Source organism: Bacteroides sp. AR29 (genome assembly GCF_900217715.1).
Classification (GTDB): Bacteria; Bacteroidota; Bacteroidia; order Bacteroidales; family Bacteroidaceae; genus Bacteroides; species Bacteroides uniformis.
In genome coordinates this window covers 44,767-71,366 of record NZ_OBMS01000027.1, presented here as the reverse complement: position 1 = coordinate 71,366, position 26,600 = coordinate 44,767, and the positions used below count along the sequence as shown (strand labels likewise).

At 49.9% G+C, this 26,600-nt stretch carries 21 protein-coding genes and 1 rRNA gene; 9 read left to right on the top strand and 13 right to left on the bottom strand.

All coding sequences use genetic code 11. From position 1 onward, the window contains the following. From CSD97_RS16205 to CSD97_RS16150, 10 genes are all read right to left on the bottom strand, one after another. Positions 1 to 274: ribosomal RNA gene (locus CSD97_RS16205) — 16S ribosomal RNA — on the bottom strand; the annotation flags it as partial. Between the two features lie 948 nt (positions 275 to 1,222). Next, positions 1,223 to 1,696, bottom strand: coding sequence for an N-acetylmuramoyl-L-alanine amidase (locus tag CSD97_RS16190; RefSeq protein ID WP_098032717.1), 474 nt, complete (start codon positions 1,694 to 1,696; stop codon positions 1,223 to 1,225). A 46-nt stretch (positions 1,697 to 1,742) separates the two neighbouring features. Then, positions 1,743 to 1,844, bottom strand: coding sequence for a smalltalk protein (locus CSD97_RS18870; protein WP_155397994.1), 102 nt, complete (start codon positions 1,842 to 1,844; stop codon positions 1,743 to 1,745). Positions 1,845 to 2,000: 156 nt separating this feature from the next. Continuing rightward, positions 2,001 to 2,513: an HU family DNA-binding protein gene (locus tag CSD97_RS16185; RefSeq protein ID WP_005837397.1), complete on the bottom strand. Its 513-nt coding sequence runs from the start codon at positions 2,511 to 2,513 to the stop codon at positions 2,001 to 2,003. Between the two features lie 251 nt (positions 2,514 to 2,764). After that, the gene (gene dnaB, locus CSD97_RS16180) at positions 2,765 to 4,144 is read right to left on the bottom strand and encodes a replicative DNA helicase (RefSeq protein WP_022400564.1); all 1,380 of its coding nucleotides are present in this window, start codon (positions 4,142 to 4,144) and stop codon (positions 2,765 to 2,767) included. Then, on the bottom strand, positions 4,134 to 4,790 hold the full coding sequence (locus CSD97_RS16175; protein ID WP_098032716.1) for a hypothetical protein: 657 nt from the start codon (positions 4,788 to 4,790) through the stop codon (positions 4,134 to 4,136). Before CSD97_RS16175 ends, dnaB begins: the two co-directional genes overlap by 11 nt. 187 nt (positions 4,791 to 4,977) lie before the next feature. Then, complete coding sequence (locus tag CSD97_RS16170; RefSeq protein ID WP_098032715.1) at positions 4,978 to 5,280, bottom strand: DUF4248 domain-containing protein; 303 nt, start codon at positions 5,278 to 5,280, stop codon at positions 4,978 to 4,980. 320 nt (positions 5,281 to 5,600) lie between these two features. Continuing rightward, positions 5,601 to 6,038 (bottom strand): hypothetical protein, encoded by a 438-nt coding sequence (locus CSD97_RS16160; RefSeq protein ID WP_044469128.1) that lies wholly within the window; start codon positions 6,036 to 6,038, stop codon positions 5,601 to 5,603. A gap of 351 nt (positions 6,039 to 6,389) precedes the next feature. After that, positions 6,390 to 8,447, bottom strand: coding sequence for a fimbrillin family protein (locus CSD97_RS16155; protein WP_143272434.1), 2,058 nt, complete (start codon positions 8,445 to 8,447; stop codon positions 6,390 to 6,392). Between the two features lie 459 nt (positions 8,448 to 8,906). Then, on the bottom strand, positions 8,907 to 9,902 hold the full coding sequence (locus CSD97_RS16150; protein ID WP_098032713.1) for a tyrosine-type recombinase/integrase: 996 nt from the start codon (positions 9,900 to 9,902) through the stop codon (positions 8,907 to 8,909). Between the two features lie 531 nt (positions 9,903 to 10,433). Here CSD97_RS16150 and CSD97_RS16145 point away from each other — a divergent pair. From CSD97_RS16145 to CSD97_RS16105, 8 genes are all read left to right on the top strand, one after another. Then, entirely contained in the window at positions 10,434 to 12,455 is a 2,022-nt protein-coding gene (locus tag CSD97_RS16145; protein WP_005837402.1) for an LruC domain-containing protein, read from the top strand. A gap of 145 nt (positions 12,456 to 12,600) precedes the next feature. Beyond that, a complete protein-coding gene (locus CSD97_RS16135; protein WP_005837403.1) occupies positions 12,601 to 13,080 on the top strand; it encodes a hypothetical protein in 480 nt (159 codons plus the stop codon). Continuing rightward, on the top strand, positions 13,077 to 15,308 hold the full coding sequence (bioA, locus tag CSD97_RS16130; RefSeq protein WP_098032712.1) for an adenosylmethionine--8-amino-7-oxononanoate transaminase: 2,232 nt from the start codon (positions 13,077 to 13,079) through the stop codon (positions 15,306 to 15,308). The genes CSD97_RS16135 and bioA overlap by 4 nt, the downstream gene beginning before the upstream one ends. A 123-nt stretch (positions 15,309 to 15,431) precedes the next feature. Further along, on the top strand, positions 15,432 to 16,622 hold the full coding sequence (locus tag CSD97_RS16125) for an 8-amino-7-oxononanoate synthase (protein ID WP_098032711.1): 1,191 nt from the start codon (positions 15,432 to 15,434) through the stop codon (positions 16,620 to 16,622). Positions 16,623 to 16,628: 6 nt separating this feature from the next. After that, positions 16,629 to 17,318 (top strand): pimeloyl-ACP methyl esterase BioG family protein, encoded by a 690-nt coding sequence (locus tag CSD97_RS16120; RefSeq protein WP_057282102.1) that lies wholly within the window; start codon positions 16,629 to 16,631, stop codon positions 17,316 to 17,318. Next, a complete protein-coding gene (gene bioC / locus CSD97_RS16115; protein ID WP_098032710.1) occupies positions 17,303 to 18,079 on the top strand; it encodes a malonyl-ACP O-methyltransferase BioC in 777 nt (258 codons plus the stop codon). The genes CSD97_RS16120 and bioC overlap by 16 nt, the downstream gene beginning before the upstream one ends. Then, a complete protein-coding gene (gene bioD / locus CSD97_RS16110) occupies positions 18,079 to 18,726 on the top strand; it encodes a dethiobiotin synthase (RefSeq protein ID WP_098032709.1) in 648 nt (215 codons plus the stop codon). The genes bioC and bioD overlap by 1 nt, the downstream gene beginning before the upstream one ends. 29 nt (positions 18,727 to 18,755) lie before the next feature. Further along, positions 18,756 to 19,928: a glycosyltransferase gene (locus CSD97_RS16105; RefSeq protein ID WP_022400571.1), complete on the top strand. Its 1,173-nt coding sequence runs from the start codon at positions 18,756 to 18,758 to the stop codon at positions 19,926 to 19,928. Between the two features lie 5 nt (positions 19,929 to 19,933). Here CSD97_RS16105 and CSD97_RS16100 read toward each other — a convergent pair whose 3' ends face one another. After that, entirely contained in the window at positions 19,934 to 21,178 is a 1,245-nt protein-coding gene (locus tag CSD97_RS16100) for an ABC transporter permease (protein WP_098032708.1), read from the bottom strand. Between the two features lie 108 nt (positions 21,179 to 21,286). Next, positions 21,287 to 22,486, bottom strand: coding sequence for a pyridoxal phosphate-dependent aminotransferase (locus tag CSD97_RS16095; protein ID WP_057256410.1), 1,200 nt, complete (start codon positions 22,484 to 22,486; stop codon positions 21,287 to 21,289). Positions 22,487 to 22,748: 262 nt separating this feature from the next. Between CSD97_RS16095 and CSD97_RS16090 the strand changes: the two genes are divergently transcribed. Continuing rightward, complete coding sequence (locus CSD97_RS16090; protein ID WP_005831144.1) at positions 22,749 to 23,984, top strand: fucose isomerase; 1,236 nt, start codon at positions 22,749 to 22,751, stop codon at positions 23,982 to 23,984. Here the strand turns inward: CSD97_RS16090 and CSD97_RS16085 are convergent, their stop codons facing one another. Further along, entirely contained in the window at positions 23,985 to 26,588 is a 2,604-nt protein-coding gene (locus CSD97_RS16085; RefSeq protein WP_008664738.1) for a PAS domain-containing sensor histidine kinase, read from the bottom strand. Positions 26,589 to 26,600 lie beyond the last annotated feature (12 nt).

Sequence of the window (26,600 nt, the reverse complement as noted above, 5' to 3'; positions counted from 1 at the left end):
TGGGCCGTTACCCCGCCAACAACCTAATGGAACGCATCCCCATCGATGACCGAAATTCTTTAATAGTTCTACCATGCGGAAGAACTATGCCATCGGGTATTAATCTTTCTTTCGAAAGGCTATCCCCGAGTCATCGGCAGGTTGGATACGTGTTACTCACCCGTGCGCCGGTCGCCATCAAACTTAGCAAGCTAAGTTCATGCTGCCCCTCGACTTGCATGTGTTAAGCCTGTAGCTAGCGTTCATCCTGAGCCAGGATCAAACTCTTCATTGTAAAAGTATCGTGACTGCGCAAATTAAAAATTAAAGTGCGGCAGCTTAATTATCTGTCCAGGACGCTCGAATTCAAAAAGTTTATCTTTACCTAATCTATATAGAATAAGTATTGACGGTTCTTTTGTTTTACCCAGGTACGACGCGCCTTAATCATTAGTTTCCAATTATTAATTTGCGAAGCACCTGCTCTTGTACTACTTGTATTGTTTATGTAAATCTGTTCAAAGATCGCTTGTTTCACGATTGCTGTTCTTTTCAGAAAGCGGATGCAAAGGTAAGAACTTTAAAGCATATCTTCCAAATATTTTCGGAAGTTTTTTTATTTTTTTCTTTTTTCTCTTTCCTCGTCGTCTCTCTTGTCGAAAGGGAGGCAAAAAGAAAAAGGAAGAAAAAAAAACCGGTCACCGTTTCTTGAAAGAAGAATGTCAACTCGCGCTGCTTTCGTTTTCAAAAGCGGGTGCAAAGGTAAGAACTTTAAAGCATATCTTCCAAATATTTTCGGAAGTTTTTTTTATTTTTTCTTTTTTTCCTGTATTTTCAAATCCTTTAAACAAGGATAAGAAAAGCAAAACAAGAAAAGTTCTTTTTCTTTGCGAGTCGGACTGCAAAGATAAGGAGAATTATTAATAAGTTCCAAATGTTTTTCGAAAAATATTTTTATCTCTTTTTATTTCTCTGTGTCACCTTCCACACTTCTGTTTCAGTATTTCAATCTTACCACTTTCCTTCTCTTGGAAAGCGGGTGCAAAGGTATAGGTTTTAGCAATACAAGCCAAACATATTTACCATTTTCTTTTAATAAAAATGAAACTTTTTTTATAACTTACTGATTCATAAACGCATTTCGAGTGAACAATTTTGGAAAAAGGGAAAAGAGAGAAAATAACTACACATTATATATATATGCGTGCGCGCGAAGAACGCGGAGAAAGAGAATAAAAACATTTCATAAGTATGCCGGATTAGGTGGTGCAGGCTCCGTCAAAATTGTCGCCGCATCAAAGCAGGGACACTGTTTCACCCACTCTTCCGGCTCTATCTCCCCGTTATGGTTCAGGTCGGGGCTCAAGTCGCGGTGACCGCACAGCCGGGAACCGGGATAATCCTTCAGCAACAGCAACACAAGCACACGCAGGGAGTGCCTTTGGAAAGGGGTGCGTGTATCGGCAGGGCGACCACACTCGTCAAGACCGCCTTCGTAACAGACACCGATGCTACCTGCATTCCAACCCCGGACATGGGCACCAGGCAGGGCCAAGGGACGCAGGGACTTGATGTCACCGTTCTTGCGGATATAAAAATGATAACCTGCGCCGGAGAAGCCCCGGCGCAGGTGGTCTGTCGTCAAGTCGTGCTCCGTATAGCAGCGGTCGCAGCGGGTGGCGGAACAATGGACGACGATAAGATTGATGAATCTCATGAGAATTAAAAATTAGAAATTAAAAATTAAAAGTGAAGGAAACCCGCTACACTATCATGGCATGGGCGCTCAAGGCACCAATAAGCGCGGAGGCTACAGCGATTATCACTTTCAGAATCTTATCCCAAACAGATGATTTTGTACTCATAAAATTAAGGATTAATAGTTAAGAATTAATGGTTAAGGATTAGTGATTAAGGATTAAGGGCTAATGATTAATGGTTAATCATTAGGGATTGATTAGCGATAAGCGATTTGCTTGTGTTCATTAACCATTAATCACTAACCCTTAATCATTCCTTCTTTATCCCAGCGGATTTTCGCCCTGGTCGCCGTCGTCGCCGGAGCCGCCTCCGGAACCACCGCCTTGATTGCCGCCGCCGGAGCCGCCCTCCTCGGGCTTGTCGAGCACAAAGCCCACATTCGCCGGGCTGCGGGTCACGGCGGTACTGCCGTTCACCAGCTTCAGCTCCTTGTCAGGGATAAAGCGGATATTCACCTTCGAGATATTGCGCACCGTACATTTGTCCGAGGCCTCCATGCCGGGACAGCGGAACGTCATGTGGAAAGTGCCCAGCTGGTTCAGCTTCACCTTGTCGCCGTTGGCAAGGTTGCCTTGAATCTCCTCCACCAGGGCTTCGATGACGTGCTTCACGTCGCCCTTCGTCATGGCACAGTTTTTCTGAATGGAGGCGGCAAGGACATCGATGTCCACGGTGCCGCAGGTCTTGGGTTTCTGACGGAGATAGTACAACATGGGCGAAGCCGGGTTGCTCACGATTTTACGGCGCTGGAAGCGCTCTACAATTACATCCATAAATTTGAAAAGTTAAGGTTTAAGTTAAGAAAAATGAGTTATAAGAGAGAAGTGGGTAAGGGAAGGGATAGGGCGCCCGAATCAATGATTATTCCTTTTCTTAAGCACATTACAAAGATACAACATTAAGAAGCGGAAGTCAAGTGTTTTGCCATTTTTTTTACTACAAAAAACACGGAGACACAGAGTTTTTCAAGCAATAAGAAAAATCTCCGTGTCTTTGTGTCTCTTATTCTATAAATTTCCATCCATCACTTTGCATTCCTCGTCAGCCACTCCAATGGTGGTATGTAGTCCACCAGTTTTGTCATGCTTTGGTTATGATGGAAATAGACTTCACCGGTTTTGCCATTACGGTGCTTGGCTATGATGACGATACCCAGGCCATCGGTGGGATAAGTACTCTTCTTATCGACGGTCTTGCCGTAGAGGGCAGGGCGGCAAAGCAGCATTACCATATCCGCATCCTGCTCTATGGCGCCGCTCTCGCGCAGGTTGCTCAGGGTGGGGCGATGGTCTATGCTACCGTCGCTCGCCCGGTTCAGCTGGCTCAGCAGCAGTACGGGGATATCCAGCTCCTTGGCCAGCAGCTTTGCCTTGCGGCTTGCCTGCGCCACTTCCTGCTCGCGGTTGCGGTTTTTCTGGTCACTCCTCATGTCACATAGTTGCAGATAGTCCACAATCACCATGTCACAGCGATTCTTGCTCTTCAGCAGGCGGGCGGAAGAACGCACGCGGTCCATGCTCGTCATCGGATGGTCGTCTATCAGTATGGGCAACCGCGACAACTCGGCAGACGCCTCATGCACCTGCCTCACCTCGCCGGGTGTGAGCTGGCCGCTGCGCAGGTGTTGCGGGTCTACCCCCTCCGTAGCTGCAAGCAGCCAGCGGTCTCCCAGGCGCTCGCCTTGCATTTCGAGGCTGAAGACCACCACATGACGCCCCGCCATGGCAGCGGCACGGGCCAGGTGGAGGGCAAAGGCCGTCTTCCCCACCGACGGACGGGCAGCAAGGATGTTCAAGTCGCCGCGCTGCCAGCCCGCCGTAACGTGGTCCAGAGCGTCAAAACCCGTAGGGATACCCGTAATGCCGTTGCATCCGTGCTCCATACGCTGCTCCACCTCGGCAAGCGTGTCGTCCATCAGCCGGTCTATGGAGCGAAGGTGGTCGGCTACGCCGCTCTCGTCCTCCAGCCCCTCCAGCAGTCGATGGGCTTCCACCAGGATGTCGTCAATATCCATCGACTCGTCGGCACTGAACGCCAGCAGTTGCTGGAATCCCGTACGCATGATACGCCGCGTGTGCAATTGCCTAAGGATGAGCGCATGATACTCCAGATGAGCACTGGAGCTGACCTTCGAGCTGATGCGTAACAGTTCGTAAGGCCCGCCCACGGCATCGAGTTTGCCACGGGCTGCCAGTTCGTTCTTCAGCGTGATGGTATCTATGGACTTTGCGCTGCGATACATCGATTGCAGGGCGGCAAAAATTTCCAGATTCTTCTCCTCGTAGAACATCTCGGGACGAAGTTTGTCCACCACCAGAGGCATGGCAGCGCGCTCTATCATGCAGGCACCGATGACAGCTTCTTCGAGGTCACTGTCGTGGGAAAAAGTAGTTTCAGTCATCATATTCATTTTCAAAAGATTTGTCCGCCAGATAGGTGGCGGCTTGTTTACAATATTTTTGGTTGTTCAGATGGTCGTAATATTCGTCGATGTTGTCCAGTGCCCGCTGTTTCTCGCCTACCGTCAATTTTTTCCATTCGCGACGGGCCCGGCCGATGTTTACCTTGGGATGCTCGGTGATGTCATGAAACTTTTCCCAGAAGATGCAGAAGTCCTCTCCCACCCCAGCCACCGGCGCTGCCTTCTTCTTCCGCGGGGCTGCTTTAGGACGGGCATTGCCAGTAAGGAAATCATAATCGGGGATACGGATGTGCATCACGTAGGGGTTGGCCACCCGCTCCACGATGCCGGCGTCGAACATCTTGTTGAAGAAGTAGCGCGTACGGTTGCGGGGCCACCCCAATATCTCCATCCAGCGGGCCAGGGAAAGTACGGACTCGCCACGTACACAGTCGAAAAGGTGTCCCCTGACGTTGCAGGTCACCGTGCTGTAGTTGACGTGTGTCAGCACAAAGACAAAGGCTTCGAAGGCATCGGCGGCTTTCTCTCCGGTTTTCATATTCATTTGTTCCTCAAACAAGGCTTTGGGGAAGAGGAGATAGCCTTTCTTCAGCATCTCCGTTGTCATGGGTCTCATTTCTTTTTCCATTTTTGTCTATTCTTAATTCGATAATGCGACAAAGGTAAGGGACCAGCCAGGGGGATACAAATAAGCAGTTAGAATCGGCTAAAAATTAATGAAATACATAAGGTGGCGAGAGAGGGGTTCACCTCATCCTCCACCACCCTATATAATAATATACTAAAATAATCAGAATGTATTAGAAATACATTCTCTATTTCGCATATTTTTTAGAGACCAGAAGATACGGATTTTTCACGGTCATATCCTTCACGTGGTCGGGCATCCCCCAGTAGCTCAGGAGGATGCCTATCTGTACGGGGGTGAGGTGGGCAGTCCTGGTGGTATAGCCCTGGTCCGTCAGGTCCTTCAGCAGGCAAGCGTGTTCCGCAATGGAACGGCGCAGGGCCTTTACGGCCGAGCAGGCATACGCGTAGTTTGGGTAATAGGCCACTGCCACATCTGCAATGCGATGGCATCCCTCGAGCAGCCATTCAAAACTTTGTTCTTTTATCATTTTGCATATATTTATTAATAAAACATGTTGCAAAGTTAGAATGGGAGGGAAAACTGGGAAAGTTCGAGTGGCAATAAGAAAACTTGCTCAAGAAAAATGAATGTGTCAAAACGGTTGATGACACACCCTCACTGTCTTATTGATAAAAGCAACACTTTCATACTATAATAGGGAAGCACACATTTTGCGTATTTCATGTAACTTATCGGTCAGCGATTTTTCTTTAAGAGAGACAGCCATATTATATCTCGCCTGCCTATTAACGAGGAGTTCCGCACTAATCCCTAAGGCTGCTTCTACCATAAGAGCGAAGTCACTGGTTACGTCTCCCTCTCCCTCTTGAAGTACCCCAGCACCGTGGCCGGTGTAAGACAGCAGCGTTCCACACTTTTCAGGCGGCTCTGAAAAGTATATCGGGAGCATAGCACAAGGCAGAACCAAGTATAGTTCAAGCTACGGTGCAAGCGGTGCTGAAGGTGGTCGAAAAAACGGGAAACACGGGCAAAGAAGCTAGCGATACGCTCGCGGGGGACAAAACGGGAAGGCTGTGCGGCAGCATTACGGGAGCGCTTGGCGGTACGTTCCATCTGTGCAAGGGTATACTCCAGTTGCTCGATGTCATTGCGGGTGTTCTCCATGGTTTGTTCCAATTTCTCGCGTCGTGCCTGCTGCTTGGTATATCGTTCTTTTCTGTCAGCGATTCGGTTTTTGAGGTCTTCTGCGGTGAGGTTTATTCCTTTGTTCTGGATTGATTTCATTATAAACGTCTGTTTTATAGTTGTTTGTCTGTATATAAGTTCACGAAAACACATCATCCGTCTGCACCGAATGCATAATGCATAAAGGGCAAACGGATGATATATCAGGAGCAAATGTACGATGAATATTGCAGATAAAGTTCTTAATGACCATTAAGTCTTGTTATAAAACATGATATTATCTACTGCAAATTTGGAGATTATCAGAAAACACGTACCTTTGCAATGTGTTTTTCATAGTATTAGATTTAAGGTTAACAAAAGATTGGCTGTCTGGGATAGATAGCCTTTTTTTTTGAGCATATATCAACTGAAAACGACAAGCGTCGATCAATCACAGCAAGCACATGACTATTCTGAAACCGGACGAATTGTAAATCCCCAAAAACGTTCAAAATCAATCAAATCAGCGGCTTCTTTTTCCACTACTTCCAAGAAACAAAAATATTCTCCAGAAAGAATACTACCGCTCCAATAGCATCCGCGAATTCCATTTTTCTCTGCTTTTGCACCTCTACGATAACCTGCCGCCGGAAACACAAGGGTATTGGTGACAGAAGTACCCGGAAGGGTATAAGAACACTTACGTCCACTATTACCACTGTTAGAAAACCAGCTGTTTTCCAAGTTCAGCATAGCAGTAATGTTTTTCAATTCCTTCTTGTACACCGGTAATCGCCAATTGCCTCCAAGCTGCACATGGCAGATATCATGCTCTGTACCACTTATATTACTGGATGTAACAGTGAACACATAATCAGCATCAGCCTTACTGGTCATCAGTCCCGAAGCATCCCCCCAGCCGAACGCATTCCACTTGGTACCAATAGAGCAGGCGGAATAACCATTCGTAGCACTTTCAATGATACCTGTGGGAGCCACATAAGGAGAATCGACAGTACCTTCAACTGCCGTCTCTTCAGCCGTAGCTATATGAAAAGCAACAGTCGTAGTAGGAGTCTGACTAGATTCCTCTCCCGTTTTCGTAGCAATAAGATTACCGGTAGCCCAATAAATAGGAGTAGCGGAAGACTCTATACTACCGTCCTTATTTATGCCCATATAAAGGGCAACAATCCACTCGTTTTCATAAATACCGATAGAACTTTGCGGAGCATCGACTCTCGTTATGGGAGAAGAAGTGGGCAATATACTGCCACCGTCTTTGTCGGGAAGGACAAGTTCCTTACCGTTAAGCTCTTCTGCAGTCAGAGTATGGAAATATTTCACAACTTTGGGAATACAAAACCAGATGGGTTTACCACTATACGCATTCAAATCAGTTAATATAACGGCCTTACCGTTGGCAATGGCAGTACCTCCCAAAGCTATCTGCCTGCCTGAAGCATCATCTTTCCAGGTACCGACCTCCAAAGGTAAATCGTTATAATCATAAGTAGACGCACTGATAGTCGTCTTGACCGTAATAGGAGTGAATTCTTCCATATCCGCTACAGCTGTATACATTTTACCGGCAGTAAGGATACATGAAGGTGAAACAATGGCTTTATAGTATTTTCCATCTACCTCGGCTGCAACCGTCAGATTGCTCAGAGTGCCAGGAAGGACATGCAAGTAGACTGTGGCAGACGGATGGTCATCCGAGGAAAGAGTAAAAGAACCACTCAGAGAAAGGGTGCCTTCTGTTTCTGTCGTATATGTAGGCACAAGGTCACCTCCATCACTCGAAGTATGTGTAATATCAACGTTCGCCCGACTGACTAAACCGGAGGAAGCAGCAAACATAACACTACTCACCGATGCGCCGGAAAGAGCCCGGGTAGTGGGAAGCCCCTCAATATCCATGTCCTTGACACTGGTAGAAGATTCCAACGGAAACAGTAAAGTCACCTTCAAAATAGAAGTAAGATGTGAAAAATTAAAGTTCAGCGTATGACTGTCTGCATTGTATGGACTCACAGCGGCCATGTAGACCTTATTTTCATCCGGAGCACCACCCTTCTGGCCCGTCATATCCAATGGGATGGACGTGGCAGCGAAAGCGCTACCTTCCGAAACATTCAGCGACGGATAGACACCATAGTAGGATATACCCTCCGCAGGAGTTATTTTACCCGTAAAGGTAGCCGTGTGGGCATCGGTAGCAAGCTCTGTCAAGGTAAACATAGAAGGGGGCAGTTTTTCCGTTCCGCCAAGTACGGAAAAAGTTTCGGCACCGGTATCCAAAGAGCGCCAGACTATCTTCAGTTTACCACCACTTGTGTCCTCATCGAATCCTAATCTAGTAGTGATACCATTACGAGGCATTTCCGCTCTGGCAGTTACTGTAATCTTACCTTCTCCGGGAGAAGGAGGAATCTCCACCGAAGCAGTATCATCACTGCATCCGGAAGCCCCCCAACTGAAAATTACGGCAAGGAGGTACATAAGAACTTTTTTCTTTTTCATACTAATTTATATTTAAAAAGGATATTATTCTTGTCAATAGATTCACCGTAATGGAAGGAGGCTAAAAATAACAGTGTTTTCATTCTGTTCTGCAACCAGTGTAATTACTTACCAAGTAACGGCAGGCAATATTCCGCACGAAAAGGGAAAGCGTTTCTAAAACGTGTCATTTAGGGTCAACAACGAAGTTCTCAAAAAAAATGGAGACAATAGTGAGGCTTTCTGCTTTCAAGACAAAGGAAGTAGAAATAAGGTGTTGTATGCCTAAGGATATAGAAATACCGAAATAGAGTATGTCGTTCAGAGTCTATTCTATTTTTTACTTGCCAGCTTGTTGTTTTTATAAAAATTGTTTGCCTTTTTAATGAAAATACACCATATTTGCAAAGAAATAGATGCCGTTACTTGGTAAGTAATTACACCGATAACACTTTGGATTATAAAGCACTACTTATCGTTTTATCCCTCCCTATCACATTTTATCACAGAAGAAATCAGCTTGCGGTTGACATCGTCCAGCCGCCCGTACTCGAAGGGTTTCAGATAGGTCTCCGTCACCCGCACGGAGGAGTGCCCCAGTGCTTGGCTGATAAGACCGACGAGCATACCGCGATGGAAGGCAAGCGTGGCCCAGGTATGCCGCGCCGTGTACGAGCTGACTTTGACGCCCGGAAGAAGCCGCCCGGCAAGCAAACACAAACTCCGGTTGAAACGCCGCAGAGCCTGCTGGTATAGGCGATAATCCCCTCCGTACCCACTGCGCCCTCCGGCATCGGTATGCAAGATAGGAAACAAATAGGCAGATGAGGGATTATCGTCCCGATACGCATAAATCAGGCGAAGTGCCTCACGGGGAATACGGAGTGTAATCTGGCGACCGGTCTTATGACGGCAGTATACCAGGCGACCGTCGCGGACATCGCACTTGCGCAGATGGGCCAGGTCGATGAAGGGCATGCCGCGAAGCAGGAACATCAGCAGGAAATAGGCCAGTACACGCTTCTGCGCCACGGTCAGCTCCGCATCCGAGTCCGCATCGTACAGACGCTGCATCTGGCGAGCCGTAAGCGCGCGCTTGGTGCAGGGAACCACCTTGGTATAAACTCCGTCGAAAAGCCGGGGATTGTGGCTGGTGCTGCCAGGGGGAGTCCAGCGATTGTAGACGGCACGAAGCGTGCGTAAGTAGGTGGAAACCGTGTGGAGGCTCAACTGGCGCCCCAAAAGCCATGTCTCGTACTCCTTTAGCCGTCCAGGTGTGAACACCACCGACATCAGAAGCTCTCCCCCATCCGAAAAACGGACAAAGGAATGGAGCGTACAAAGGTAGACGTGCACCGCCGGAAGCTTGCGCTCATCATTCAGTTCCTTGATTACCTGCATCATGTAGAGCGACAGTTCTGCCGAATCCACATCATTCCCGCTCCCACTCTCTTTCTCTTTTAATGTTGAAATCATAAGTGATTGTTTTAAGTCTGCACCCCGACATGGGGCACAAACTCAAAACTAAGGAATATCGATAAGGTTTGCTACAACGGAAGAAAGAAAATTCATTTTCATTCTTTTTACATTAACAATACAAAGCGTGAAAAAATAAACAGGTCTTTTAAACCATGTTATAAGTTGCGGCTTCTATACCCGATAATTTGGAATTCAATGAAAATACCGTACCTTTGCAATGTGTTTTTCATAGTATTAGATTTAAGGTTAACAAAAGATTGGCTGTCTGGGATAGATAGCCTTTTTTTTATGCCCGCACCATTCGATTCATCCAATTAGTATCAATTCACTTTATACAACTTTTTAACCCACCAAAAGTGTTTTTAAACCCCAAAAGTTGTAGATTATAAATACTATGTTTATATTTGCAACATGAAAAAAGCGCTCGAGAAAATGTAGTATCTACAACTCGTCTGTGAAGTAGGTGGCGGTTGTGATATAGACAGCGTTCATAAGACAAACAAGCAAGCAATCTACAACAATAAAAATATGAAAGTTAGACTTATGACGAAAGTTAGTGCTGCAACCCTCATTTCAGCAATTGCCTGCAGCATATTCACGGGATGTACCGAAAAAGACCTATACAATCCCGAACGTGGAAAAACAGAACTAAAGCCGGAGAGCGAATACTTTGACTTTGCAACAACAGCCCAGGTAGCTTTTGACGTGAATTATGGAAAAATCGCAGGAGGCGCATTAATAGAGGTGTTTACAGAAGACCCCATCACCTATCAGACAAACAACCTCTACTCCATCAACGGCGAAGCGGTTTTTAAAATCTTTGCAGATGCAGACGGACGCTTCACCGGCAACGTAGAACTGCCCAAAGCGACAGAAAAGGTATATATCATCTCACAAAGTTGGGGAGCCCCCATGTATGTGGAAGCAGATGTGGAAAATGGCAAAGTGGTGGTAGATATGACCGAAAATAATGCCAACACCCGCTCAACTGCCATGACACGTGCAAAATCCAACCTGACTATCGACCTAAAGGATAGGAAGGAACGGGTATACTCCATCGTTGGATGGGGACAATCTCACGGTGAGATTATTGATAATAATGACATTGTAACTACGGGAAATTTCAATGACGGAACTTTAAAGCAGTTACAACACACACTGTGGAAAGGTTATGACAGCAAACCCAGCAATCTGGACAACAGAGCTTTGGTGAGCGATACAAAGCATGTGAACACCACCATTGCCCAAGCATATATCAACAACCAGGGACAACACGTAACGATTACCGATGCAGAACTGTATCTGACCTTCCTGACCGAACGTGCCGGTTACCTGACTTCCATCGGCTATTATTACTACAAGACCAATGAAATTCCCAACAGCCCTGACAAGGTAGACAAATTCATTATCATTCCCAATGCATCCATTGCAGGAGACGACCCGTATACCGGATGGTCTGGAAGTGGTAACAAATATTCCCGATATGACGCTCCCATACAGAAGAATACAAAAATACAACTTCTGTATCAGGACGAAAACGGTAATGTCTCCACCAAATTCCCGGCAGGATATACCATAGGATATTTCATCATCCCCAATGGATATACCCCCAATAAAGGTATCGACTACTCTATAAATTATATATATTCCAATAAAGAATGGAACAAGATATATGCAGGCCAACAAGCTCGCTTTATCTCCCTCTCCACCAGCAACGGCACGGTAGTCTACGGAGTAGAAGATGGCGATGATACCAGCTACGAAGACATACTGTTCTGTATCGATGCCAACCCCAATGAAGCCATTCAAGACCCGGACCGTCCGGTCATAGACCCGGAAGAGCCTACGGTGACGAGCTCCGAAACAACCTACCGCACGTATGCCTACGAAGACATCTGGCCCAATGGCGGTGACTATGACTTGAACGACGTGATTATCGAACACAAACGGGCCATTTCATTCAACAGCAACAATTATGTGCTGAAGGTGGAAGACACCTTTGTACCCGTACAGCAAAGTGGTGCCGCCACATACTCCAACGCATTTGCCGTGCAATATGTGGCCAGCCAGCGAGGCAGCATAGAACTGCCTGCCGGAGCAGTCGATGAAACAGAGACCTCTTCTGTCATCCTATTCCCCGATGCAAAGTCTGTGCAGGGCAACGAATTTACCGTAACCCGTACATTTGCAGACAACACATTGCCTAAGAAGAATCTGGAGAGCGACTTGAACCCGTTCATCATTGCCCAGTATACAGCCGGAGCCGACAACCGGACAGAAGTGCATCTGCCCAAGAAGAAAGCGACCGGTAAAGCCAACGCAGAGCAAATCGGAGCCGAAGACGATGCCTACTACATCAACAAGGACGGCAAATATCCATTCGCCATCATGCTGCCGGCCACAACCGGCACGGAAGGCCCCATCCGGTTCACTCCGGCAAAGGAAACCGTACGCATCGACCTGGAGTATCCCGATTTCGCCAAATGGGTAGAGTCCAATGGTGCCACCAATAATGACTGGTATCTCTACTACCAGTCGTCCAAAGAGTGAAATCCTACGACATTCCTTAAAGAAGAGCCGCGCAATAGTTGCATTTGCGCGGCTTTTTCATGCATGACCATTACCGTTATGAAATTATTTTTTCTACATTTGCATCCGCTAAAAGGAAACAAAACCGCATCAGGCTGAAAAAAACATGAGGAATACATCACCCGCCGCACCTACCATCCGCTTCCGCCGCTGGAGCAGAAAAGCCTACGCTGCATTTGCCAGCATAGGACGGTGTGTCACCATCGGTTGCCTGCGCAAAAGCGTGGCAGACAGCTCTCTGTCCAAACAGAAGACTGCGGGAACCGCCGGACATGCCGGATGCGGGGAAGAGAGTACCTGGAAAGGAGAAACGGAAGGAAGGGAAACCGACACCGGCATTCCGCTGGGTAGCAGCAGCGTCCTGACAAGTATCCTCACGGAGCCGGGAACGAACCGGCACATTCTTTTTGAAACACAATTCATCCGCCCCTGCGGGAATACGGGCGGACAAGACACATATAGCCTGAAACAAAAGAGAACAAGAGGTACGGATTACCGGAAGCCATGCAGCAGAATGACGAGCTGCACCGCCCCGGCAATCCGTACCTCTGTCTTTATCCATGAACATAACCCAAGAAAGATATGACCCTACAGAAATTAAAGGAACAAGTGCTGCGCGGCAGCCACATCAGTAAGGAAGAAGCCGAATGGCTGGCTGTGCAACCCGACAAGGAAGCGCTATACGAAGCTGCCCACGAGATAACCCGGGCCCGAGCCTCGGAGGAGTTCGACATGTGCTCCATCATTAATGCCAAGTCCGGACGATGCCCGGAAAACTGCAAGTGGTGTGCACAGTCGTCGCACTACAAAACCCAGGCAGACGTGTACGACCTGGTGGACAAAGAAGAATGCCTGCGGCATGCCCTGCATAATGAAGCCCAGGGCGTGGCACGTTTCTCGCTGGTGACCAGTGGACGGAAGCCCTCCTCCAGAAACATGGAGAAACTGTGCGAAGCCGCCCGGCACATGCGCCGGCACTCGTCCATCCAGTTGTGCGCATCACTGGGACTGCTCAACGAAGACGAAATGCGGGCACTGCACGACGCAGGCATCACCCGCTATCACTGCAACCTGGAGACAGCCCCCTCCTACTTTCCCCAACTGTGCAGCACGCACACGCAGGAAGAGAAGCTGCGCACCCTGCAAGCCGCCCGCAACGTAGGCATGGACATCTGCAGCGGCGGCATCATCGGCATGGGCGAGAGCATGGAGCAACGCATCGAATTCGCCTTCACACTGCGCGAGCTGGAAGTACAGTCCATCCCCATCAACCTCCTGAGCCCCATCCCCGGCACACCGCTGGAACGGCAGGCACCACTCAGCGAGGAGGAAATACTGACCACCATCGCCCTCTTCCGCTTCATCAACCCGACAGCTTTCCTCCGCTTTGCCGGAGGACGCTCGCAACTGAGCAAGGAGGCCGTGAAGCAAGCGCTGCACATCGGCATCAACTCCGCCATCGTGGGCGACCTGCTGACAACGCTCGGCTCGAAAGTGTCGGAAGACAAGGTACTGATAGAAGATGCCGGATACCGGTTCTGCGGCTCGCAGTTCGACAGAGAGCACCTATGGCACCCCTATACCTCCACAACCAACCCGCTACCGGTGTACAAGGTGAAGCATGCCGAAGGCGCCACCATCACCCTGGAAAGCGGAGAAACACTCGTAGAGGGAATGTCGTCGTGGTGGTGCGCCGTCCACGGGTACAACCACCCTACACTGAACCGGGCGGCAGAGGAACAGCTGGGCAAGATGTCGCATGTGATGTTCGGAGGGCTGACACACGACCCTGCCATTGAACTGGGCCAGTTGCTGCTACCGCTTGTCCCGCCGTCCATGCAGAAGATATTCTATGCCGACTCGGGCTCGGTGGCAGTAGAGGTGGCCTTGAAAATGGCCGTGCAGTACTGGTATGGCAAGGGAAAGGCGAAGAAGAACAATTTTGTGACTATCCGTTCGGGCTATCACGGGGATACATGGAATGCCATGTCTGTCTGCGACCCGGTGACGGGCATGCATTCGCTGTTCGGGGCATCATTGCCGATGCGCTATTTCGTGCCGCAGCCGCGCTCGCGCTTCCACGGCGAATGGGATGAACGGGATACGGTGGAACTGCGGAAACTGGTAGAGGAGCATCACGAGGAACTGGCAGCGCTTATCCTCGAACCTGTGGTGCAGGGCGCTGGCGGCATGTGGTTCTACCACCCCCAGTACCTGCGCGAAGCGGCACAGATATGCAAGGAACATGGCCTGCTGCTGATATTCGATGAGATAGCCACGGGCTTCGGACGGACGGGAAAACTCTTTGCCTGGGAGCATGCGGGTGTAGAACCGGACATCATGTGCATAGGAAAGGCCATAACGGGCGGATACATGACGCTGTCCGCCGTACTGACGACGAATGAAGTGGCGGATACCATCTCCAACCATACGCCGGAGGTGTTTATGCACGGACCCACCTTTATGGGAAACCCACTGGCATGCGCCGTAGCGTGCGCTTCGGTGAAGCTGCTGACCTCGCCCGAATACGACTGGCAAGGCAAGGTGACTCGCATCAGCCGGCAACTGCAAGAAGAGCTTGAACCGGCACGCCGATTACCGCAAGTGACGGATGTACGTGTGCTGGGAGCCATCGGGGTGATTGAGACAAAAGAACCCGTAGACATGGCGTGGATGCAAAAACGCTTCGTTGAGGAGGGAATCTGGGTACGCCCGTTCGGAAGATTGGTATACCTGATGCCTCCGTTCATTATAGAGCCGGAACAGCTGAGGAAGCTGACGGGGGGATTGATGAAAATTATAAGAATGTGCTAATATGCTAATGTGCCAATTGGCTGCGCAATGTTTACGCTGCGCTATCACGCCGCAGGTCATTGGCATATTAGCACATTGGCACATTAGCACATTAAAACCACATTGGCACATTTTAAAAGAATTATGAATGCAATAGAATATATGCAGCAAGAGCTGCAAACATTGAAAGAACACAGCAACCTGCGCCGCCTGCCGCAACTGACACACGAGGGACGCACGGTTATAGCCGATGGCCGGCATATGCTGAACCTTTCGTCCAACGACTACCTGGGCCTGGCTGCCGACCGCCAGCTAAAGGAAGAATTCCTGCAGACACTGACACCGGACACCTTCCTGCCGACTTCCTCCTCCTCCCGCCTGCTGACGGGGAACTTCGGGATTTACGAAGAACTGGAGACGGAACTCGCCACACTTTTCGGCACAGAGACAGCACTGGTGCTCAATAGCGGCTATCATGCCAATATGGGGATTCTGCCCGCCGTGAGCGATGCACAAACCCTAATACTGGCAGACAAGCTGGTGCATGCCAGCATCATCGACGGCATCCGCCTATCCACCGCACGCTGCATCCGCTTCCGCCACAACGACCTGGTGCAACTGGAACGCCTGCTGGAACAACACCATGCAACATTCCGGCAATTGATTATCGTCACAGAAAGCATCTTCAGCATGGACGGTGACCAAGCCGACCTCACGGCATTGGTGCATTTGAAAAAAAGATACTCCAACGTACTGCTCTATGTGGACGAAGCCCATGCATTCGGCGTAAGGGGACTGCGCGGCCTGGGCTGCGCCGAAGAAACCGGATGTATCCGGGATATAGATTTCCTCGTGGGCACCTTCGGCAAGGCGGCTGCGTCTGCCGGTGCATACATCGCCTGCTGCCGGACGATACGCGAGTATCTCGTCAACCGGATGCGAACCCTTATCTTCACCACGGCATTGCCTCCGACAAGTATTGCCTGGACACTGTTTATCGTACGGAAACTTGCCGGAATGCAGGACCACCGCGAGCATCTGGCAAGAATCAGTCGGACACTGCGCGAAGCATTACAAGCCAAGGGGTACGGATGCCCCAGCGCAAGCCATATCGTCCCCTTGATTATCGGCCCCAGTGCCGACACCGTGCTGTGCGCAGAGCTGCTGCAGAGGCATGGCTTTTATGCACTGCCGGTACGCCCGCCCACGGTGCCCGAAGGGACATCACGCATCCGCTTCTCGCTGACGGCAGACATACGGGAAGATGAGATTGGAGAACTTATACCCCTTATTCCCCTAAAGGAAGAGAGGAATACTAACGCTATACGATTCTAAAAACAGATGAAACAAAGTTACATTATACACGAGCATCATCCCCGGCTATTGCTGTTCTTTGCCGGCTGGGGAGCCGATGAGACGCCTTTCAAAATGTATCGTCCGGTAGCCAGCGACTTCATGGTGTGCTATGACTACCGCACACTGGATTTTGACGCCTCCGGACTGGAAGAATACCGCGAAATCAACCTCATCGGCTGGTCTATGGGGGTATGGGCGGCTTCGCAGACCGTGCCACAGCTCTCATCGCCAGGTACGTCCGGCGAAGGTATCCATATGGCAAACAGCATCGCCATCAACGGAACGCCCTACCCCATAGACCAGCATATGGGCATTCCACCCGCCATCTACCACGGGACATTGGACGGACTGACCGGGGCTTCACTGCACAAATTCCTCCGCCGCATGTGCGCCAACGGAGCAGCCTTCAAAGCTTTCCTGGAAATCACCCCCCGCCGTCCGCTGGAAGAGTTGAGAGATGAGTTGACGGAGATTGAGAAGATGTACCACACACTGCCTGCTGCCACCTTCCATTGGCAGCAGGCAGTAACGGGAGGCAACGACCGCATCATTCCACCAGCCAACCAGCTGCAAGCCTGGGAAATACTCGGCACCCCCGTACTGCAAACGGAGGATGCCCACTACCAGGAAGAGTTATTCAGACATTACCTGCAAGACCTATGGACAAGCCACTGAACCCGATGGACAAACAACTGATAGCCGCCCGCTTTGCCAAAGCCCGGAATACCTATACCCGGGAGGCCCGCGTGCAGCAACAAGTCGCCGAGAAGATGATGCAGCTCATAAAGGAACCATACACACGTTTCCGCCGTGTCGTAGAGTTTGGCTGCGGAACGGGAAGCTACTCACGTATCCTCCTCCACACCTTGCAACCGGAAGCTCTGCTGCTGAACGACTTGTGCCGGGAAATGGAGGAGTGCGTCAAGGAACTTTGCGACGGCACTACCGTGCAGTTCGTCCCCGGTGATGCCGAAGCCATCGACTTCCCCGGAGAAACCGACCTGATAACCTCGTGCTCCACCCTGCAATGGTTCAACGACCCAGGTGCTTTCTTCACCCGCTGCCACCAAGCACTGGTGGCAGACGGCCTGCTTGCCTTCAGCACCTTCGGCGCCACAAACATGCACGAAATACGCCAACTGACTGGGCACGGGCTGGACTATCTCTCCGTTGAGGAGCTGCAAGCCCTGCTGTCTCCCGGTTTCGATATTCTTCATGCCGAAGAAGAGGTGATATCCTTGCCCTTCCCCACTCCCCAGGCAGTGCTGAAGCATCTGAAGCAAACCGGAGTGACGGGAACGGAAAAAAGGATATGGACGCGCAGCCGCCTGCAATCCTTCTGCAAAGAATACACAACCCGGTTCAGTGATGCCGCAGGCAACGTAAACCTGACCTATCACCCCATTTATATCATCGCACGAAAAAAAACAAAATAATGGAAACAAAAAACATCTACTTCATCAGCGGCATTGATACAGATGCCGGAAAAAGCTATTGCACCGCCTGGTACGCCCGTGAGCTTATGCAACGCGGCCTGCGCGTCATCACCCAAAAATTCATCCAGACCGGCAACACCGGTCATTCCGAGGACATCGACCTGCACCGCCGCCTCACCGGAACCGGCTACCTGCCGGAAGACAAAGAGGGGCTGACCATGCCCGAGATATTCTCCTATCCCTGCTCTCCCCACCTCGCCGCCCGCATAGACAAGCGCCCGATAGACTTCGAAAAAATAGAGCGTGCCACCAGGGAACTTTCCCATCGCTATGATACCGTGCTCGTAGAAGGCGCCGGCGGTCTGATGGTTCCCCTTACCGAAGATTTCCTGACGATAGACTACATTGCGGAGAAGCAGTACCCGCTTATCTTTGTCACCTCCGGAAAGCTGGGCAGCATCAACCACACCTTGCTGAGCTTCGAAGCCATCAAGAACCGGGGCATCGCGCTCGATACGGTACTCTACAACCTCTATCCCACGGTAGAGGACAAGACTATCCAGGAAGACACGATGAAATACATCAAGCAGTATTTGTCCAAGCACTTTCCCGGAACAAAGTTTGAGGTAGTGCCGGAAATTGTGTAAATTTGCAGCACATAAACGTCCTACTGCACATGGAAGCATTTACATTAGATTCAACTGAAATTATCGTACTCGCTACGGCGGGTGGTCTGTTCCTTATTCAAATTATCTACTACCTCTGTCTCTACAACCGTATTCATGCGCGCAGCCGTGCCGTGAAGCAGGGAGACACGCACTTCACCCAGGAACTGCCCCCCATATCCGTCATCATCTGCGCCCGCGAGGAATCCGAGAATCTGCGCCGCAACCTGGGCGCCGTGCTGGAGCAGGACTATCCCCAATTTGAAGTCATCGTCATTAACGACGGCAACACCGATGAGAGCGAGGATTACCTGACCATCCTCGAGGAGAAATATCCCCATCTCTACCACAGCTTCGTGCCCGATTCCTCCCGCTACATCAGCCGCAAGAAGCTGGCCGTGACGCTTGGAATCAAGGCCAGCAAATATGAATGGCTGGTGTTCACCAATGCCAACTGCATGCCCCAAAGCAACCAATGGCTGCGACTGATGGCACGCAACTTCACATCACGTACCCAAGTGGTGCTGGGATACAGCGGCTACGAACGCGGCAAAGGCTGGCTGCACAAACGGGCGGCATTCGACAATCTGTTCACTTCCATGCGCTATCTGGGATTTGCCCTGGCAGGCAGCCCCTACATGGGCATCGGGCGTAACCTGGCCTACCGGAAGGAACTCTTCTACCAACAGAAAGGATTCTCCGCACACCTCAACCTGCAACGGGGAGACGACGATTTGTTCATCAACCACGTGGCTACCCCGGAGAACACGCGGGTAGAAACGGATGCCAATGCCATTGTGCGCATGCAGCCGCTTCTGCGTGCCAAGGACTGGAAAGAAGAGAAAATAGGCTACGCCTCCACAGCACGGCTGTATCATGGAATGCAACGCTGGCTGGCCGGTTTTGAGACCTTGACCCGCCTGGCATTCCACGCATCCTGGATAGCCGCGATGGTCATCGGCATTCTGCACTTCCACTGGCTGGCAGCAGGCGTCGCTTTCCTTTTGTTCCTGCTCCGTTTCACCATGCAGGCCGTCATCGTGAACAAGACCGCCCGCGACCTGGAAGAACAGCGCAGATATTACTTCACACTACCGGCTTTCGACCTATTGCAGCCGATACAGTCTTTGCGTTGGAAATGGTACTGTCTGTTCCGCAAGAAAAGCGGTTTTCTGAGAAAGTGATTCTCTTATTCGTAACGGATGGAAGTTGCCGGATGGATGCGTGTAATCAGGAATGATGGGCCCAGCAACATCAGGACCGAAGCCAGCAATGTGCCGGCATTCAGCAGCAGGAACAGCCAGATATTGAAAGATACCGGAACAGTAGCCATGTAATAGGTTTCAGGGTCGAGCTTGAACAAGCCGGACCAGCGCTGCACGAAATAGAACGCAAGGCCGATTATGTTCCCCCAAAGCATGCCTTTCCCAATGAGGAAGACCGAAAACCAAAGGAAGACTTTACGGATGGTAAAGTTATTGGCTCCCAAAGACTTCAGCACGCCTATCATGGAGGTACGCTCTATGATGATAATCAGCAGGCCGGATACCATGGTGAACCCCGCCACTCCAATCATCAGAATGAGAATGACCCAGATGTTGACATCCAAGATGCCCAGCCAGGCAAAGATTTGGGGATTGAGCTGCTCTACATTGCGGACGCAATACTCAGCACCATAGCGGTCGGGATTCTCGTCCGTATCGACAGCTATCTCATAGGTGGTTTCTTCCAGCTTGTCATAATCGCGTATTTCCAGCTCCACACCGCTCACCTGGTCCGGCTCCCAGTTGTTCAGGCGATTCACCAAATAGAGGTCGGTAAGCAGGAATAGGTTGTCGTATTCGGAGAAGTTGGTTTGGTAGATACCTACAATCTTCAGGCGGCGAGCACGCACATCGTCCTGGATGAAGTAGGTGTCTATCTTGTCACCGAGTTTCAATTGCAGCTTGTTGGCAAGAGACTTTGAGATGACTACGCGGTTGGACGAAGCGGAATCGCTGAATTGCGGAAACTCCCCCTCCAGCAGATGGCGGTGGAAAAAGGTGCTGTCATACTCCTGCCCCACACCTTTCAGCACCATTCCCTGAAAGGCATCGACGGTCTTTATCATCCCCGGCTTGGTGGAGTAGCGTTGTACATGCTTCACTTCGGGATAATCGGAAAGCGCAGCCATCATGCTGTCGCCCACCACCACTGGGCGCGTCTCATAAGAGCGTGCAGCATCCAGGTTGCCTATCTGGATATGGGCACCGAAACCTACGATTTTATCCCTTACCTCGCTCTTGAAGCCGACAATGACGGACACGGCAATAATCATCACCGCCAGTCCGAGGGCAATGCCCACCATGGCGATAAGGACAGCCGGACGGGAAACTTGCTTGCCCGGCTCCGAGTTGCGATAAATGCGCAACGCTATAAAGCGAGATAAGTTCATGGGCTATTATTTTTTAGGCGCAGATTACACGGAAGATTTGAAACAAACGTCTTTATCTTAAGTTTTCCGTGTAATCCGCGTAATCCGCGCCTAATGAATTATTTCATTTTATTCGGTTCGTCCTGGATAGGCTTCCAATGCTTTTTGCAGAACAAACAAGGCGCGGTTCAAGTCGTCTTTCTTCAGTACGTATGCGATACGCACTTCGTTGCGACCGGAACCCGGCGTAGTATAGAATCCGGACGCAGGCGCCATGAATACCGTCTGTCCCTCGTATTCGAACTCCGACAGACACCAGGCACAGAACTTGTCCGAATCATCTACTGGAAGCTTTGCCACCGTATAGAATGCTCCCATCGGGATGGGCGAATATACGCCCGGTATACGGTTCAATCCGTCAATCAGGCATTTACGGCGTTCTACATATTCATCGTATGTGTCGCGCAGATAATCCTCACCGGCATCCAGCGATGCTTCTGCGGCAATCTGGCCAATCAACGGAGGACTGAGACGTGCCTGGCAGAACTTCATGACAGCATCCCGGATTTCCTTGTTCTTCGTTATCAGGGCACCGATGCGGATGCCGCACTCCGAATAGCGCTTGGACACGGAATCAATCAGCACCACATTGTTCTCAATGCCCTCCAGATGGCAGGCAGAGATATAGGGAGAACCCGTATAAATAAATTCACGGTACACCTCGTCCGAGAAGAGGAACAAATCGTACTTCTTCACAAGGTCGCGAATCTGGTTCATTTCACGGCGTGTATAGAGGTAACCCGTAGGATTGTTGGGATTGCAAATCAAAATAGCACGCGTGCGCTCGTTAATCAACTCCTCGAACTTCTCTACCTTGGGCAACGAGAAACCCTCTTCGATGGTCGTGGCAATGGTGCGTATCTTGGCTCCGGCAGAGATGGCAAACGCCATATAATTGGCATAGGCCGGCTCGGGAACAATGATTTCATCCCCCGGATTGAGGCAAGCCAGGAAAGAGAACAACACCGCCTCCGAGCCACCGGAAGTGATGATGATGTCGTCTGCAGTCAGATTGATATTGTACTTCGCATAGTAACCCACCAACTTCTCGCGGTAACTGCGATACCCCGCACTGGGACTGTATTCCAGAACTTTCCGGTCGATGTTCCGTATCGCTTCAATCGCGACTTCCGGAGTAGGCAGGTCGGGTTGTCCGATGTTCAGGTGGAATACATGTATGCCCCTCTGCTTGGCAGCATCTGCCAAAGGAGCCAGTTTTCTGATAGGAGATGCGGGCATCTCCATTCCGCGAATAGATATTGTTGGCATGAGGTTTATTTACTATTTGACGATTTATGATTTACTATTTAATAGAGTATTTATAGGTGATATTGCTATCACTTTATCATTAAAGTTGCAAATGTAGCGAATTATTTGAAACCAAAAGGAAGGCAAGACCATAAAAACTTTAAAAAACTTATCTATCGTAAAAACTCTATGATATGTAAACAGAAACTTGTATCTTTGAAAAAGCAAACGAGCCAAGTAGAATCAATTGTAAATAGTAAATAGTCAAATAGTAAATAACACCATGGTCATCAACCTTATAACTTTTGCTTCCATACTGCATAAACAAGCATCAGTCCGTAGCTCCCACGAAGTGATATTGACTGAATTGGAAAAATACTTTACCGTCAACTTCATTGATTACAAAGACATAGACAAGTTATCACCCGATGACTTCAGTATTATATTCATTGCCACCGGAGGTGTGGAACGGCTGGTAATCCAGCATTTCGAATCCCTTCCCCGCCCCGCCATCCTCTTGGCAGACGGCATGCAGAACTCACTGGCCGCCGCTCTCGAAATATCTTCCTGGCTGCGCGGCCGGGGAATGAAAAGCGAGATTCTTCACGGAGAGCTCCCCGAGACCATCAAGCGTATTTTTGTCCTGCACAGCAATTTCGTGGCACAACGCAGCCTTTTCGGCATGCGCATCGGCGTAATGGGCACTCCGTCCAGCTGGCTCGTTGCCAGCAATGTGGATTATCTGCTTGCCAAACGCCGCTGGGGTATCGAGTACACAGACGTCTCATTGGACCGCATTTATGAATACTACGGACAGATAACGGACGACGAGGTGGGCGAAGCATGCGCCGGACTGGCAGGAAAAGCGCTTGCCTGCCGAGAGGCAAGCCCCGAAGACATGATAAAAGCCATGCGGCTGTATCGAGCCATCAAGAGGATTGTAGAGGAAGAGCGACTGAGCGCCATTACCCTCAGCTGCTTCCGCCTGATAGACCAAACGGGAACCACCGGCTGCCTTGCCCTTGCCTTGCTGAACGACGAAGGAATCATTGCCGGATGTGAAGGCGATTTGCAATCCGTCTTCACCATGCTGGCCGTAAAAGTGCTGACGGGGAAAAACTCCTTCATGGCCAATCCTTCCATGATAAATGCCCGTACCAATGAAATCATATTGGCACACTGCACCATCGGCATCGCACAAACGGAGCAGTTCATCATACGCAACCATTTTGAGACGGAAAGCGGCATCGGTATTCAGGGAATCCTGCCGACGGGAGATGTAACCATCGTAAAATGCGGAAGCGAAAGCCTGGACGAATATTACCTGAGCACCGGCACGCTTGTTGAGAATACAAACTACATCAATATGTGCCGCACCCAAGTGCGGATAAAAATGAACTCCCCTGCCGATTATTTCCTCAAGACACCGCTGGGCAACCACCACATCATGCTGTATGGCAATTACGAGGATATATTGGAAGAGTTCCTGCAAGCCAATGCCTGCAAACGGATTGAATGATTACTCGTTCGCATCCGGTATCACCACCTCGAAACGCGTTCCTTTTCCCAACTCTGAGGAGACCGAGATAGAACCATGCAGGCGGTCTACGATGGTCTGGCAAATGCTCAGCCCCAAACCGGCGCCCTGCGTAAAGCTGTCTTCTTTGTAAAAGCGTTCGAAGATATGTTTCTGGGCGTCTTCAGAGATACCGCTTCCCGTGTCTTCGACAAAGATGGTGGTATATCCTTCCCGGTTCGTGACATAGCCGAAGGTGATGCTGCCCGTTACCGTGAATTTCTTGGCATTGTTTATCAGGTTGTTCACGACCTGCTTCAAGCGGACGGAATCGGTGATGACCAATTTGTCTTCCCCTTCCGGAATCTCTATACGCAGCTCTACATCCCGAGGCATACTCAGACGCTGGGATTCATGGACCTCCTGCATGATAAACGCCAGGTTGAATGCTCCGAACTTAAAGTCCATCGTGCCCGATTCTATGCGCGAGAGGTCCAGAATATCGTTTATCAACGCCAGCAGCAATGTACAGTTGATGTTGATTGTTTCGACGAACTGCTTTACCTCTTCCGGAGAAAAAGCGTCCAAATCCTTCAACAAATCCGAGAAGCCGACAATGGCATTCAAAGGGGTGCGTATCTCATGGCTCATATTGGCAAGAAACGCAGATTTGAGCTTGTCGGCCTGCAAGGCACGGTCACGTGCGGCAATCAAGGCCTCTTCCGTATCCTTGTAACGCTGGATGCTCTGGCATACTCCCAATACCATGTATGGGGTATCAACCGTCAGTCCGTCATAAGCGGTACTGCGGAACTCCCACCATTCATAGCTCCCATCCGCACTCTTCAACCGGAAACTCATCCGTGAATTGATTTCATTGCCCAACAGAATGGCATCAAAATTCCTGCGCGTATGCAGCAAGTCTTCCGGATGTATAAGGGTGTCCATCTCATCACGTGCCAGCAAGTCCGTATCATCGGTATACCCGAAACGGCGCAGCAATCCACCCGGGAAATGGAAACGGTTCATATGCATGTTGTACTGCCACGGATAAATGGAGCTTTCCTCCACCGCCATATTGAAGAAGCGTCTCTGCATCTCTTCTTCGGAGATATTGCGGCATACAATCGCCATTCCCGTCATCTTTTCATTGGCAAAGATAGGTACTACCTCGCCGGAAACGGGGAAATACGTTCCCTGATGGTTTTCCTGCATGAAGGCTTTCTCCGGAATAGAAATAGGTCTCTTTCCGGTACGTACTTTCTTCAACAAGTCCTGCAAGATGTTTTCTCCATTCATGTAAATCCTGAAAATGGAGCCGGCCATCTGCCCTTCATAGAAACGGGACGTATAGGTTTCGGAAGAAAGTCCCAACATCTGTAACAACGGACGGTTGACAAAATGGATGCGCAGGTCGGTATCATACGTAATCAAGCCGTCGCGAATGGAACAGAAGATATTGTCGAACTCGTCGCGCTGCTCCACCAGGCGGTGCTGTATCAACAAGCGGGTCTGGGCATGTATGCGCTTACGCGACTCCCTGCGGTTGGCACGGAAAAGCCAGGCAACCAGCAGCACCAATGCCCCGACAATCAGCGAATAGAACAGAATGAACCAGACACGGTAACGCTCCATCAACGGTATATTCAAAATGATGCCCTTGCTCTCCGCACGGTTCGTGTCCACACGGAAAAACTGCAACTGTTTGTAATCGAACAGCAACTTGCCCCCAAAGTCCTTTACTTCCAATGAGGCGGGTGACTTGCCCTTCAAAATACTTGCAGCCTGCCGGCCGGCAGCAAAAGCATCCTCTCCGGGAACGGCATCATACACACACAGAACACCGTTCGTCATAGCCAGGTTCTGGCTGGTAAACACGGGGGCCTTCAACTTCAAGGAAAGAAAGGGAATCCATTTGGGAGCAATGACAATATGCTTGTAGGCATTGTAGTCATAGCAAATGGAAGTGATGATAGAGTTCAAGGACTTGGCCTGCACATTCAGCACTTTCAACTCATGCTCCGGATAGTTGCTCTTTATGCGTTCCCAGGATTCCTCCACAGCCTTAACCCCTTTAAGGCTCAGGAAACTGCTGTCGGACAGACAGACCAACTCCCTGCGGGAAGGAAACATGCGGACAGCCGCATCCAGCAAGACATCGAAATCCGTTTTCGAAACATAGCCGGAGACGTTGGGCATTCTTTCAAAGACTCTCTCATCCGGGTATTTGATACCCGAAACCACTACCGGTATCTGATAAGGCAGGGAATCACCGCAATGGGTCAATGTGAAGAAAGCCTCATCGCTGGAGGTCACAATCAAGTCCGTTTTCCGTTGCCTGGCACGCTCGCAGATGCGGCGCATGATGAAGCACTCGGAAGCGAAAGACCAGTAATCGGCATTCAGATATTCAGTAGTGATATTGGCTTTAACTCCCCCCTTGTCCAGTCCGTTCTCCAAATTTTCTGTCAGAAGGCTGTGCCAAGGAGTATTTTTTGTATAGGACTGTATGAAAAGTACATTGTACGTACGTTCCGTAGCCGAAAGTGTTCCCGACATCAACCACAACAAGCCTGCAAACAATGGAAAGAAAAGGCGTTTCATCATAATATAGATTTT

Excerpts from the sequence above, each read along its gene's own strand:
- CSD97_RS16100 (WP_098032708.1), bottom strand. The coding sequence starts at position 21,178 with ATGAACTTATCTCGCTTTATAGCGTTGCGCATTTATCGCAACTCGGAG.
- bioA (WP_098032712.1), top strand. The coding sequence starts at position 13,077 with ATGACCCTACAGAAATTAAAGGAACAAGTGCTGCGCGGCAGCCACATC.
- CSD97_RS16095 (WP_057256410.1), bottom strand. The coding sequence starts at position 22,486 with ATGCCAACAATATCTATTCGCGGAATGGAGATGCCCGCATCTCCTATC.
- CSD97_RS18870 (WP_155397994.1), bottom strand. The coding sequence starts at position 1,844 with ATGAGTACAAAATCATCTGTTTGGGATAAGATTCTGAAAGTGATAATC.
- dnaB (WP_022400564.1), bottom strand. The coding sequence starts at position 4,144 with ATGATGACTGAAACTACTTTTTCCCACGACAGTGACCTCGAAGAAGCT.
- bioD (WP_098032709.1), top strand. The coding sequence starts at position 18,079 with ATGGAAACAAAAAACATCTACTTCATCAGCGGCATTGATACAGATGCC.
- bioC (WP_098032710.1), top strand. The coding sequence starts at position 17,303 with ATGGACAAGCCACTGAACCCGATGGACAAACAACTGATAGCCGCCCGC.
- CSD97_RS16120 (WP_057282102.1), top strand. The coding sequence starts at position 16,629 with ATGAAACAAAGTTACATTATACACGAGCATCATCCCCGGCTATTGCTG.
- CSD97_RS16085 (WP_008664738.1), bottom strand. The coding sequence starts at position 26,588 with ATGATGAAACGCCTTTTCTTTCCATTGTTTGCAGGCTTGTTGTGGTTG.
- CSD97_RS16135 (WP_005837403.1), top strand. The coding sequence starts at position 12,601 with ATGAGGAATACATCACCCGCCGCACCTACCATCCGCTTCCGCCGCTGG.
- CSD97_RS16090 (WP_005831144.1), top strand. The coding sequence starts at position 22,749 with ATGGTCATCAACCTTATAACTTTTGCTTCCATACTGCATAAACAAGCA.
- CSD97_RS16150 (WP_098032713.1), bottom strand. The coding sequence starts at position 9,902 with ATGATTTCAACATTAAAAGAGAAAGAGAGTGGGAGCGGGAATGATGTG.
- CSD97_RS16125 (WP_098032711.1), top strand. The coding sequence starts at position 15,432 with ATGAATGCAATAGAATATATGCAGCAAGAGCTGCAAACATTGAAAGAA.
- CSD97_RS16160 (WP_044469128.1), bottom strand. The coding sequence starts at position 6,038 with ATGAAATCAATCCAGAACAAAGGAATAAACCTCACCGCAGAAGACCTC.
- CSD97_RS16170 (WP_098032715.1), bottom strand. The coding sequence starts at position 5,280 with ATGATAAAAGAACAAAGTTTTGAATGGCTGCTCGAGGGATGCCATCGC.
- CSD97_RS16105 (WP_022400571.1), top strand. The coding sequence starts at position 18,756 with ATGGAAGCATTTACATTAGATTCAACTGAAATTATCGTACTCGCTACG.
- CSD97_RS16155 (WP_143272434.1), bottom strand. The coding sequence starts at position 8,447 with ATGAAAAAGAAAAAAGTTCTTATGTACCTCCTTGCCGTAATTTTCAGT.
- CSD97_RS16190 (WP_098032717.1), bottom strand. The coding sequence starts at position 1,696 with ATGAGATTCATCAATCTTATCGTCGTCCATTGTTCCGCCACCCGCTGC.
- CSD97_RS16145 (WP_005837402.1), top strand. The coding sequence starts at position 10,434 with ATGAAAGTTAGACTTATGACGAAAGTTAGTGCTGCAACCCTCATTTCA.
- CSD97_RS16175 (WP_098032716.1), bottom strand. The coding sequence starts at position 4,790 with ATGGAAAAAGAAATGAGACCCATGACAACGGAGATGCTGAAGAAAGGC.
- CSD97_RS16185 (WP_005837397.1), bottom strand. The coding sequence starts at position 2,513 with ATGGATGTAATTGTAGAGCGCTTCCAGCGCCGTAAAATCGTGAGCAAC.